The organism is Actinokineospora sp. NBRC 105648 (assembly GCF_030269645.1).
In the GTDB taxonomy this organism is placed as follows: domain Bacteria; phylum Actinomycetota; class Actinomycetes; order Mycobacteriales; family Pseudonocardiaceae; genus Actinokineospora.
Genome location: NZ_BSTR01000018.1, coordinates 1 through 12,486, shown reverse-complemented (window position 1 = coordinate 12,486; position 12,486 = coordinate 1). Strand labels below are relative to the sequence as shown.

Below are 12,486 nucleotides of genomic sequence, written 5' to 3'. Positions count from 1 at the left end.
AGCAAGCGAAGAAACTCACCGGAACCAGCCCAGATCGCCTACCGTCAAAGGGTCACCATCCCCGCGCCGAGGAGGTCGATCGTGGCTGCCATCGAGGTCGACCCGGCCTGGGTGAGCGCGTACGCCCAGAAGGTCTCCGCCGCCGCCGACGAGCTGTCCAAGGGCGCCGAGATCCTGCGCACCGCCCCGCTCACCCCGGAGGCGTTCGGTTCCCTGGGCCGCACCGCCAGGGTCTCCGACTCCTACACCCGCGCGGCCGACGCGCTGCGCACCCAGCTCACCCGTGGTGTCGAGGCCCTGGAGTCGGCCGCCACCGCGCTCGGCCAGGTCGCCGACAAGTACCAGGGCTCCGATGACGACGGCGCCCAGTCGATCAAGCGCAGCGGCCAGGCGTAGGGGGAGCGATGCGGACGCGACGGGACGAGCACGCGGATCTCCTCGGCGGTGCCGATGCCATCGGCGGCGATGACATCGGCACCGCGCTGACCGGTGCCCCGCTCGGCGGCAGCGAGCCGCGCCCGGAGCCCGACGGCGACGCGATGCGGTTCGACGACATGGACCACGAGCCCGTTCCCCGCGGTGAAGTCGACCGCAGCGAAGTCGCCCGCGGTGAACCTGCCCGCGATGAGGTCGCCCGCCCCGAACCGGTGCCCGCGGACCGGTACGAGGCCGACCCGATCCGCTTCGACGACATGGACCAAGACGAGTCCCCGGACCCGGCACGACCCGCGCAGCCCGAGGTCGAGGCCACCACGCTGCCCGCGCTGGACCCCAAGGGCGGTCTCGACGGCCCTGAGCTGCAGGCCAACATCGCCGGCTACCTCGACTTCCTCAGCGCCCTGTGCCGCCAGCTGGGCATGCCCGACCCGGTCGAGGAGTACTTCGCCCCGGTCGTCGGCCGCTGGAGCGAGCTGCACGCCGAGGCCGAGCGCTGGCGCGCGGTCGGTGGCAAGGCCGAGCACGTGGCCAACGAGCTGACCAAACCCCTCGGCGGTCTCGACGCCGCCTGGAAGGGCGCCGACGCCGACTCGTTCATCGAGTACATGACCCGGGTCGGCTTGGCGGGCAACGACATGTCCGACGCGATGGCCGCGATGGGCGAGATCCTCGACCTCACCGCGGACGGCCTGCGCGAGATCGTCACCGACATGGCGGGCCTGCTCGCCGAGGTCGCCGACAACGGTTCGCGGGCGATGAGCCTGCCCGCCCGCAACGACGACCGCACCCGCCAGTACCTCGACAGCATGCGCCGCCCGACCCGCGAGCTGTTCGAGGCGGTCCGCCAAATCCTTGAGGCGCTGGTCCGCCTGTGCGAGAGCATGGACGGCTCCCGCGTCTTCGAGTCGGTCGCCATGGCGCACACCTTCCCCGAGGAGAACTGGGCCCTCAAGACCGACGTCCCCACCGTCACCGTGCCTTCCGACACCTCCTCGATCCCGGCCGCCGCAGGCGCGGATCCCTTGGCGGGCCTCAAGAGTGGCGGCCTGGGCGGCGGCGGACTCGGCGGCGGCATCGGTGGCGGCGGCGCGGGCATGGGCAGCGCGGCGAGCGCGACCCCACCCCAACCCGGCGGTTACGTCGCGGTCGGCGAAGCCGCCCCCGGCAAGCCCGCGGGCCTCCCCGTCGCCACACCGGCCGCCGAGGGCGGGAAGGCGGGCGGTGCGGGCGGCATGATGGGCGGCATGCCCATGGGCATGGGCGGAATGGGCCAGGGCGGCGCGGGCGGCGAGCACAAGCGCCGCGTCCAGGTCACCGGTGACCCCAAGGACATCTTCGGCGACCCCACCAAGTCCTCCCCACCCGTCATCGGCAACGACTGACCTCAGCCGGGCAGACCTGCCTCATCGAGCCTGCGGATGAACGCGGGTCTGCGGGCGAACTCGGCGCGCAAGTGGGCGCATCGGCGGAAGAACTCCTCTTGGTCGCCGCTTCGCCTGCTCAGCTCGTGCAGGTCGCCCAAGAGCGCGACAGCGGAGTCGTAGTCCTTCGGGCTGTAGGTCGCCACCAGCCGCATCACCTTCGCCCATGATTCCCCTTCCTTGCCCCGCAACCTTTCCGCGCGCCTCGCCGCGGCCTCGGCCACCTGCACCCGCTCGAGTTCCACCTGCCGCGCCTGTGCTAGCCGCGCCCGGTGGTCGCGCTCGTCCCGCTGCTGCTGGGCGGCCTGGAGGAGGTCGTCCACTCGACGTGGGCGCGGGTCGCCGTAGACGGCGGCCAGCAGCTCGTCGTCCACGCGCAGGAACTCAGCAAGGGTCTGCTGCGCATCCGAAAGCGCGTCAAGGCCCGCAGGCGGCGGGGGCAGCGCTGTGTCCTCGTCGAGCCTGATTCGCGCGCGGCCAAGCCAGTCCAGGTAGAACGGACGGGTATCTCCTGCGGCTATCTCGTCCCGGACCTCGATCAAGGCGTCCAGCGTGAACTCCTGGTCGACGAAGTCCGCGTTCTCGTCGTCGGAGCCCAACGACACCAGGACGTCGCCCTTGTGCGTCCAGGTGTCCACGCCGTAGCGGGTTGCCGTGCTCGGTTCCAGCAGCTTCTTGGGCAGGCGCAGGACGAGGGTCCGGGTTCCCCAGTTCGCGTAGTAGAGGAAGGCGTCGTAGTACCGCTCGACCAGATCCCGGGGATCGCCGCGGAAGTCGCCCCGGTGGTACTCGTTGACGAAGCTGGTGGGCGTGATCTCGGCGCGGGTGGACAGCGCTCGGACTTCGCCCAGCTGTTGTTCGGAGAGCGGTTCGTCCACCGCGCGGAACTCGTAGTACTGGTATTCGCTCACCCGCGGCAGGCTGCCAGGTGCCCCACCTCGACCGGCAGCCCGGGCTCGTGCCGAGAACTCGCTGGGCCGGAGGGGTACCTTTCAACGGTCCGCAACCGTGAGCTGTGAGCCGTAGAGGGCCGATAGGTGAAGATCGACAACAGTCCGCCGCGTGGTACCCGTGATCTGCTGCCGGACAGCGTCGCCGTGCGCGACCACGTGCTCGCCAGGATCAGCGAGGTCTACCACCGGTTCGGCTACCAGCGCATCGAGACGCCCGCGGTGGAGGACATCCGGCGGCTGCAGGGCGGCGAGGGCGGCGAGAATGAGAAACTGATCTTCCAGATCCTCAAGCGCGGCCTGGACGACGTGGCCGCGGGCGGCAAGCTCGGCGACCTGGTCGACCTGGGCCTGCGGTTCGACCTGACGGTGCCGCTGGTGCGCTTCTACGCCAACAACCACGCCGCGCTGCCCTCGCCCTTCCGGGCGTTCCAGTTCGCCCCCGTGTGGCGCGCCGAGCGGCCGCAGAAGGGCCGCTACCGGCAGTTCTACCAGTGCGACATCGACCTCATCGGCGACGCGTCGGTGCTGGCCGAGGTGGAGCTGATCGAGGCGACCACCGAGGCGCTGGACGCGGTGGGGATCACCGACACCACCGTCCGGCTGTCCGACCGGCGCTTCCTCTCGGCGCTGGCGGGCCACGTCGGGCTCGCCGAGTCCGAGTGGGCGGGGTTCTTCATCGGCCTGGACAAGCTGGACAAGATCGGCTGGGCGGGCGTCCGCGCCGAGCTGGTCGACAAGCGCGGGCTGGCGGAGAAGTCCGTGGACGAGGCGCAGTCGATCATCGAGGGCCTGGTCGGCCTGCCCGCCGACCAGGTCGCCGACCGCCTCGCCGACGCCGTGCCCACGTTGGCCGACGAGGTCGTCACCGACCTGGCCACCACCGTCGGCTGCCTCGCCGACCTCGGTCGGAGCAGGCCGGTCCGCTGGGAGTTCGACCCCACCCTGGTGCGCGGCATGGGCTACTACACCGGCCAGATCTTCGAGATCTCGCACCCGGGGTCGTCCTCCTCGGTCGCGGGCGGCGGCCGCTACGACCGGCTCGTCGGCCGTTCACTGGGCAAGGACATCCCGGCCTGCGGCTTCTCGCTGGGCTTTGAGCGCATCGTCGACCTCATCCCGCAGACCCCGGCCCGCTCGGCCCTGGCCGTGCTGTTCGAACCGGACGTCCCGATCGCCTACGCGCTCGAGCGCGCCCGCCAGGTGCGCGCGCAGGGCCGCGAGACCACGGTGATCCGCCGCAGCGGCAAGCTCCCGACCCAGCTGAACCGGCTGGAAGCCCAGGGGCACAGCGGTTTCGTCCACCTGCGCGAGGTGCTGACCGACGGGACCGTCGAGACCGAGCGCGCCCTGGGCTCGGCGAAGTAGACCGGTCGTCCGCCGGTGTGGTCGCGATCGGCCACACCGGCGCGGCGGGCCTCACGCCATCCCGCGTACTTCTTTCTTGCCGGGCTTGTTGCGCCGCACCGTGTGCACGACGAACAACGTCAGCAGCAGCAACAGCACGCCGCCCCCCGCGCCGACCAGCGCCACCTGCATCGGGGCCCAGTTCTTGACCTCCGGCGCGGGCATGGTCGCCTTGATGTCGAGCGCCTTGTCCGGCTGCACACCCTGTTCCGACGGGATCAACGTGGTCAGCGCCCCGATGGGGTTGATCATCCCGTAGCCGACCAGGTTGTCCCGCCCGCCGGGTGCGGCCGGGTGCGAGGCGGACAACTTGATCCGCTCCATCACCTGCTTCGCCGTCAGGTTGCGGAACCGGTCGCGGATCAGCGCCGCCAGGCCGGCCACGTACGGGGCCGCGAAGCTGGTCCCCTGGATGCTCGCGGGCTGCCCGTTCGGCAGCACCTGCAGGTTGGCCAGGCCGTTGGTCGCCGGGTCGAGCGAGATGATGTCGGTGCCCGGCGCGGCGACGGTGACCCACGGGCCCTGCACGGAGAACTCCGCCGGGTCGCCGTTGCGCTGCATGGCCGCCACCGAGATCACGTAGTCGGCGAACCACGGCGGGGTCACGATGTGCGTCGGCTTGTTCGGGTCGATCCCGTTGCGCTGGTCGGGGCAGCCGTGCTCGCCGGTGTTGCCCGCCGAGGCGACCAGCACGACGTCCTTCTGCTCGAAGGCGTACCGCAGCGCCGCCTGGAGCTGCCGCTCGGCGGGGCTGATCGGGCCCTCGGAGACCGCGCGGCAGTTGTCCACCGACATGTTGATCACGCGGGCACCCTGGTTCGCCGCCGAGACGACGGCCTTGGCCAGCGTCTCCAGGGTTCCCGCGGTCAGGTCCTCGCCCTCGGGGCGCGCGGTGGTCGGGCGCTTGCCCTTGTAGTTCGCGCTGGACTGGCGGATCGACAGGATGCGCGCGTCCGGCGCGATGCCGCGGAAGCCAATGTCGCTGCCCGCGGGCGGGTTGGCCGCGATGATGCCCGCGACCTCCGTGCCGTGCCCGTCGCAGTCCTCCAGGCCGCGCTTCTCCGGCAGGACGAAGTCGCCGCCCGGGGCGACCCGACCGCCGAAGTACGGGTGGTCGCCCTTGACCCCGGTGTCGATCACCGCGACCAGCTGGTCCCGGCCGGTGGCGAACCGGTGCAGCTCGTCGAAGCGCAGCTGGAGTTGGCCCCACGGCTTGTTCTTCAGGTCGACGCCCTGGTTGAGCGAGCCGATGCAGCGGTTGACCAGGTTGTACTTCGCGTCCGGCTCCGTGCCGCCGGGCACCTCGGCGTTGGGCGGCAGCGGCGGCGGTGTGGGACCCGCGGTCTCCGGGGTCTGCTGGGCCGACGCGGGCAGCGGCACCGCCACGGCGAGTCCGGCGGCCATCAGCGCGGCGATGATCCGTGTACTGGTCCTCGGCATGTCCAACCCTCTAGAAGGTCACGTGGCGCAGCGTCGAGTACAGGTCCATCACCGCGAGCGCGAGCGGCAGCACCACGGCGATGCAGATGGCCTCGATGATCTCCACCGTGCGCCGCAACGGCGGTGAGAAGCGCTGCTCGGGGAAGATCACGCCGAGCACCAGCGCCCCGGCGGCCAGCAGCACCAGCGCGCCGAACACCCACAGCAGCCGCTGCAGGTTGTCGGCGCTGAACAGCCAGCCGAGCACGATGCCCGCCGCGGCCAGCATCCCGGTGCCCAGCAGGGCGATCGCCTGGCTGCCGTTGGCGTAGGTCCGCGCGCGCAGCAGCAGCACCACGGTGGCCACGACGCCCAGGATGACGCCCCACACCTTCGGCGAGCCCGCCGAGACGACCGCGCCGATCGCCGCGGCCACCCCGCAGCCGATGATCATGCCGGTCATGTACTCGTGCGCCAGGCCCGCGCGCCGCTCGATCGAGCGGTAGTCCGGGAAACCGGTGTCCTCCTTGAGGTCCTCGGCGCTGCCGGGCACGTTGGGCAGCGGCAGCCTGGCCAGCTGGATGGTCAGCCTCGGCAGCACCGACAGCGCGCCGAGCGCGAACGCGACCGTCCCCGCCGCGATGCCCTCGGCCGGGTGCGCGATCAGCGTGGCCACCGCGAACGCGATGACGCCCAGCGTGGCGGCGGTCCCGGCGGCGACGAAGGTGGTGATGCCCGCGCCGATCAGCATGATCGACGCCGAGGACACGATGAGCACCAGCGCCGAGGCCAGCAGCAGGCTGGCCCGGCCGGGCTCACCGGGCACGATCGAGAGGCCGCTGACGAACGCCAGCGGCAGCCCGCCCGCCGCCGCGATCAGCACGCCGGTGGTGCGGGCCTGGTAGGCGCGCGCGATCACCGCGCCGAGCGCGACCGCGATCACCGCCCCGGCACCGGCGGTGACGGCCGGGCCGACGTTGCCGCCGCCGAACAGCGGTCCCGCCATGAGCACCGCGAAGGCGGCGGTCAGCAGGGCGAGCGCGCCCGCGATGTGGCCGATGCGGTTGGCCGTCTCCTTGGTCCACGGCCGGTAGCTGTCCGGCGTCGACTCGGCGATGGCGTCGACGACGTCGTCGTAGAGCGGGGGCGGGGGGTTCTCCGCGCGCTTGCGCAGCTGCAGCATGTCGCCGTCGACGATGCCCAGCGAACCCAGCGTGCGACTCGGGTCGAGCGGGTTGTCGCCGAGCTTGGCCAGGCACCAGCCGCCGTGCCGGGCGCCGCCGTCCGGGGTGGTCTCCTTGGCCATCTCCAGCAGCATCGGCAGCAGGTCGGCCACCGAGACGTCGGCCGGGAGCGCGACGTCGATGCGTGTCCTCGGCGCGACCACTGTCACTCGGCTGAACACGGTCGTACCCGTTGCCACCGCCTGCTCCCTCGAGTTGTCCACAGGTCTGCTCGGACCGACCCCTGGCTGACCGGGATCGGTCCTAGTATGGCCGCACCGGTATCGCCGGATGCGGCGGTTCGCCAGAAGTCGACCAGCGGGGGTGCTAGTTGGTGTCCGGACGTGGGCCGGCGCGCGGTTCGGGTCGAGACTCGTCGATGCTGCGGAAAGTGGCGCCCATCCTGGTCGTGCTGGTCACCATCGGCGTCAGCGCGCTGATGTTCGTGGTGTCCGGCAGGCATCCCGCCGCCGTGCTGCCCGGCTTGGTCTACCTCGCCGCGTTCTCCGCGCTGGTGTGGTCGGCCGCGGGCGCCGACTTGCCGGGCCGGATCGCCCTCGGTGTCGTGGCCCTGGTCGCCTCGGTCGAGATCTCGGTCCTGCTGTACTACCAGGGCGGCCACAACGCGCAGTCGCTCTTCTCCGGGTTCTTCGCCGCGGTCGGCGTGGCGGGCGCGCTGGTCGACAGCCTGGTGCGCCGGGCATCGGGGCCCGCCTCGGTGCTGCCGCTGGTCGCCGTGGCCGCCGCGGCCGGGTTGGCCCTGCACCAGGTGTTCAGCACCCCGGACGATCCGTCGGCTTTGGTGTTCGGTGGCCTGTTCCTCCTCGCCGCCGTGGTGTTCCTGGTCAGCGGGCAGGCCGCGGGACCGGGCCGCTTCGCCGCGGGTGCCCTGGTGTGCGCGGTGTCCGCGGCGCTCGTCTACTTCCTGGCCGTGTCCGGCCGGGGCGCGGTCCCGCTGGTGCTGGGCGTGCTGTTCCTGGTGGCGCTGCTCGCCGCGCTCGTGCTCACCGGGCGCGGCGGTTCGGCCGAACGGCCGGGCGGTGGGTCCGCTGTTCGGTAGTTTCCTCCCAAGCGCACGTCGAGTCGAAGAGGTGTCCACCCGGTGAGCACGCTGCAGTTCAAGCGTTCGCCCCGCCTAGCCGCCCCGCGCCAGCCCGGCGGTGAGGTCCACCTCGAGCCACCGCCCGAGGTGCCCAGGGTCATCCCGGGCAACATCCTGATGAAGGTGCTGCCCGGGGTCATGATCGTGGCCTCGGTGGGCATGATGGCGTTCATGTTCGTCGTGGGCGGGCGCAACCCCACGTCCCTGCTCTTCGGCGGCATGTTCCTGATGTCCACCGTGGGCATGATGGCCGGCGGCATGGGCGGGCGCGGCGGCGGCCAGAAGAAGGCCGAGATGAACGAGGACCGCAAGGACTACCTGCGCTACCTCGGCCAGATGCGCGACCGCGCCCGCGAGGCCTCGCTCGACCAGCGCGCCTCCCTGGAGTGGACCCACCCGGACCCGCAGGCCCTGTGGTCGATCGCCACCAGCAGGCGGATGTGGGAGCGCCGCCAGGCCGATTCCGACTTCTGCCACCTGCGCGTCGGTCGCGGCTCGCAGCGGCTGGCCACCCGGCTGGTGCCGCCGCAGACCGGTCCGGTCGACGAGCTGGAGCCGATCGCCACGCTGGCCCTGCGCCGGTTCGTCCGGGCCCACTCGATCGTGCCCGACCTGCCGATCCAGGTGGCCGTGCGCGGGTTCGCCGCGGTCGGGCTCACCGGCGACAAGGAGCTCACCCGCGGCCTGGCCCGCGCCCTGCTGGCCCAGCTGGTCACCTTCCACACCCCGGATGACGTACTGGTCGCCGTGGTCACGGCGGGCAAGGCCAAGGCGGACTGGGAGTGGGCGAAGTGGCTGCCGCACACCCAGCACCCCGCCCTGGTCGACGGCATCGGCCAGCTGCGGATGATCTCCGGGTCGCTGGCCCAGATCGAGCAGTGGCTCGACGAGGAGCTGCGCGACCGGCAGCGGTTCACCCGCAACGCCCCGCCGCAGCCCGACCAGCCGCACGTGGTGATCGTCATCGACGACGGCGAGGTCACCCGCGAGGAGCAGATCATCCTCGAGGAGGGCCTGGTCGGCGTCACGCTGATGGACCTGTCGGAGAGCCTGGGCAACCTGACCGCCCGGCGCGGCCTGCGCCTGGTCGTCGAGGAGGACCGGCTGGGCGCGCGCAGCGCCAGCGGGGTGGAGTGGTTCGCCAAGCCGGACACGCTGAGCGTGGCCGAGGCGGAGGCGTTGGCGCGCAAGCTCTCCCCGTACCGGCTCAGCGCCGCGGCCGCCGACTCCGGCGACGAGGAGCCGCTGCTGTCCAACCCGACGCTGCTGGAGCTGCTCGGCATCCCGGGCGACCCGATGACCTTCGACGTGCAGCAGGCCTGGCGCCCGCGCCCGGTGCGCGACCGCTACCGGGTGCCCTTCGGCGTCGGCGAGTTCGGCCAGGCCGTCGAGCTCGACATCAAGGAAGCGGCCATGGAGGGCATGGGCCCGCACGGCCTGTGCATCGGCGCGACCGGCTCGGGCAAGTCCGAGTTCCTGCGCACCCTGGTGCTGGGCATGCTGGCCACGCACTCCTCGACCACGCTCAACTTCATCCTGGTCGACTTCAAGGGTGGCGCGACGTTCCTCGGGCTGGACAGCGCCCCGCACGTCGCCGCGACGATCACCAACCTGCAGGGCGACCTCACCCTGGTCGACCGCATGAAGGACGCGCTCGCCGGGGAGATGAACCGGCGCCAGGAGGCGCTGAAGAACGGTGGCAACTTCAAGAACGTGTGGGAGTACGAGAAGGCCCGCGAGAACGGCGCCGACCTCGACCCGCTGCCCGCGCTGTTCATCGTCGTCGACGAGTTCTCCGAGCTGCTCTCGGCCAAGCCGGACTTCATCGACCTGTTCGTCGCGATCGGGCGGCTGGGCCGCTCGCTGCAGATGCACATGCTGCTCGCCTCGCAGCGCCTCGAGGAGGGCAAGCTGCGCGGTCTCGACTCGCACCTGTCCTACCGGATCGGCCTCAAGACCTTCTCCGCGGCCGAGTCCCGCGCGGCCATCGGTGTTCCGGACGCGTTCGAGCTGCCCTCGATCCCGGGCTCGGGCTACCTGAAGTTCGACACCAGCACCATGGTGCGGTTCAAGGCGTCCTACGTGTCCGGCCCGTACCGGCCCGCGGGCATGCAGGCGGCCGGACCGGCGGCCGCGGTCAGCGGCGACCGGCGGGCGAAGCTGTTCGTGCCGGACTACGTGGAGATCCCGAAGGAGCCCGAGCAGCCCGCCGAGGCGCCGCGCGAGGAGAAGAAGCCCGAGGGCGGCCAGGAGGCCAGCGAGCTCGACGTGGTCGTCACCCGGCTCGTCGGCCAGGGCCCGCCCGCGCACGAGGTGTGGCTGCCGCCGCTCAACGAGCCGAACTCGCTCGACACGCTGTTCCCGCCGTTGCAGCCCACCGAGGACCGCGGCCTCTCGCCGGTCGGGTTCTACGGCAACGGCAGGCTGCAGATCCCGCTCGGCATCATCGACAAGCCGTTCGAGCAGCGCCGCGACCTGCTGTGGGCCGACTTCTCCGGCGCCGCGGGCCACGCGGCGATCGCGGGCGGCCCGCAGTCGGGCAAGTCGATGCTGCTGCGCACGCTGGTGATGTCGATGGCGCTCACGCACACCGCCGAGGAGGTCCAGTTCTACCTCCTCGACCTCGGCGGCGGCACCCTCGGCACACTGGACGGACTGCCGCACGTCGGCGGCGTCGCGGGCCGCATCGACCCGGACAAGGCGCGCCGGATGGTCGCCGAGGTGACCGGCCTGGTCACCGAGCGGGAGCAGCGCTTCCGCGACCTGGGCATCGACTCGATGACCGACTTCCGCAACCGCAAGCGCCGCGGCGAGATCAAGGACGACCTCTTCGGCGACGTCTTCCTGATCGTCGACGGCTGGCTGAACTTCCGCCAGGAGTTCGAGGCGCTGGAGATGCAGGTCGTCAACCTGGCGGCGCAGGGCCTGTCCTACGGCATCCACGTCATCGTGGCCGCCAACCGCTGGGCCGAGATCCGCCCCGCGCTCAAGGACCTGCTCGGCACCCGCTTCGAACTCCGCCTCGGCGACCCCAGCGAGTCCGATGTGGACCGTCGAGTCGCGGTCAACGTCCCAGCGGGCCGCCCCGGCCGCGGCCTGTCCCGCGACAAGCTGCACTTCCTCACCGGCCTCCCCCGCGTCGACGGCTCGAGCAATCCCGAGGACGTCGCAGGCGGCGTCCAGGACGCCGTGGCCAAGATCAAGGCAGGCTGGCGCGGCCGAGGCGCCCCGAAGGTCCGACTCCTGCCGGAACTGCTCGGCTATGAGGACCTCCTGGCCCAAGACCCGCGCCGCGACTCGAGACTGGTCCCGATCGGCGTCGACGAGAACGACCTCGCCCCGGTCTACCTCGACCTCGACGCCGAACCCCACTTCATCGCCTTCGCCGACGGCGAGTCGGGCAAGACGAACCTGCTCCGCACCATCGTGCGCGGCATCATGGACCGCTACACCCCCAAGGAAGCGGTCATCATCCTGGTCGACTACCGCCGAACCATGCTCGGCTTCGTCAACACCGACCACCTCCTCGGCTACGCGGTGTCCTCGAACCAGTTGGGCGACATGATCAAGGACGTCCGGGGCTCCATGCTCAAACGCCTCCCCGGCCCCGACGTCACCCAGGACCAACTCCGCAACCGCTCGTGGTGGAAGGGCCCAGAACTCTTCGTCATCGTCGACGACTACGACCTGGTGGCCACCCAGGGCAACAACCCCCTGCAACCCATCGCAGAGTTCCTCCCCCAGGCCAAGGACGTCGGCCTGCACGTCATCACCGCCCGCCGCACCGGCGGCGCCAGCCGCGCGATGTTCGACCCGGTCCTCGGCAAACTCCGCGAGATCGCCAGCCCGGGCATCGTCATGAGCGGCAGCAAGGACGAAGGCGCCCTCCTGGGCACGGTCAAACCGTCCGCCCTCCCCCCGGGCCGAGGCACCCTGGTCAGCCGAAAGGTGGGCCAATCCCTCATGCACATCGCTTGGATCCAACCGGAATAGCAACTCGGCACGAACAATCCCCGACTACCGCCCGCACCAAGGTAGTCGGGGATTGCCTTTTGAACCGAATCGAAACAATGTCTACTAAAGAATGCAAAGCGCCACCCGTCAATCCGCCCACCCGCACGGAAAGACCGACCCCACCCGCACGCGACCAGGGTCCCGTCCCCAGCAGACCGCAGCGGTGAGGCCGACCCCGCTGGTACGCAACAGGATCCTGCCCCCCCAGCAGACCGCAGCGGTGAGGCCGACTCTGCTGGCACCCAAGCAAGTCCCGTCCCCCGGCAAACCGCAGCGGTGAGGCCGACCCCGCTGACACCTAAGTGAAGCCCGTACCCCCCCAGTAAACCGCAGCGGTGAGGCCGACCCCGCTGGAACGCAAGTCCCGCTACGGATGCTCGATCTGGTGGACTCGCTTCGTGTGGGGGGAGAGTGCCGCTAAACTTGCCGTGGGTGGGGATGCCCTTACCTGCCCTTTTCTCTCCACCGCGGTGCTCTAGGGGCCCCACACGAAGCGAGTTCACTAGATCGAG

The 12,486-nt window shown here is 71.2% G+C and carries 8 protein-coding genes; 5 read left to right on the top strand and 3 right to left on the bottom strand.

Going from position 1 to position 12,486, the window contains the following annotated elements; genetic code table 11:
• Positions 1-81: 81 nt before the first annotated feature.
• Complete coding sequence (locus QSK30_RS17445; RefSeq protein WP_285504035.1) at positions 82-396, top strand: DUF2563 family protein; 315 nt, start codon at positions 82-84, stop codon at positions 394-396.
• An 8-nt stretch (positions 397-404) separates the two neighbouring features.
• Positions 405-1,820: a WXG100 family type VII secretion target gene (locus tag QSK30_RS17440; RefSeq protein ID WP_285504034.1), complete on the top strand. Its 1,416-nt coding sequence runs from the start codon at positions 405-407 to the stop codon at positions 1,818-1,820.
• Positions 1,821-1,822: 2 nt separating this feature from the next.
• Here QSK30_RS17440 and QSK30_RS17435 read toward each other — a convergent pair whose 3' ends face one another.
• Positions 1,823-2,770, bottom strand: a complete 948-nt coding sequence (locus tag QSK30_RS17435) for a hypothetical protein (RefSeq protein WP_285504032.1) — start codon at positions 2,768-2,770, stop codon at positions 1,823-1,825.
• Between the two features lie 126 nt (positions 2,771-2,896).
• Here QSK30_RS17435 and hisS point away from each other — a divergent pair, with 126 nt between their 5' ends.
• On the top strand, positions 2,897-4,177 hold the full coding sequence (gene hisS, locus QSK30_RS17430) for a histidine--tRNA ligase (protein ID WP_285504031.1): 1,281 nt from the start codon (positions 2,897-2,899) through the stop codon (positions 4,175-4,177).
• 51 nt (positions 4,178-4,228) lie between these two features.
• Here the strand turns inward: hisS and mycP are convergent, their stop codons facing one another.
• Both mycP and eccD read right to left on the bottom strand, forming a co-directional pair.
• Positions 4,229-5,656, bottom strand: coding sequence for a type VII secretion-associated serine protease mycosin (gene mycP, locus QSK30_RS17425; protein WP_285504029.1), 1,428 nt, complete (start codon positions 5,654-5,656; stop codon positions 4,229-4,231).
• Between the two features lie 10 nt (positions 5,657-5,666).
• Positions 5,667-7,058 (bottom strand): type VII secretion integral membrane protein EccD, encoded by a 1,392-nt coding sequence (gene eccD / locus QSK30_RS17420; RefSeq protein WP_285504027.1) that lies wholly within the window; start codon positions 7,056-7,058, stop codon positions 5,667-5,669.
• Positions 7,059-7,249: 191 nt separating this feature from the next.
• Here eccD and QSK30_RS17415 point away from each other — a divergent pair, with 191 nt between their 5' ends.
• Together QSK30_RS17415 and eccCa are read left to right on the top strand one after the other, a co-directional pair.
• Positions 7,250-7,918 carry a hypothetical protein gene (locus QSK30_RS17415; protein WP_285504026.1) on the top strand — a complete coding sequence of 223 codons (669 nt, stop codon included), beginning with the start codon at positions 7,250-7,252 and terminating at the stop codon, positions 7,916-7,918.
• Between the two features lie 42 nt (positions 7,919-7,960).
• Entirely contained in the window at positions 7,961-11,953 is a 3,993-nt protein-coding gene (eccCa, locus tag QSK30_RS17410; protein WP_285504025.1) for a type VII secretion protein EccCa, read from the top strand.
• Positions 11,954-12,486 lie beyond the last annotated feature (533 nt).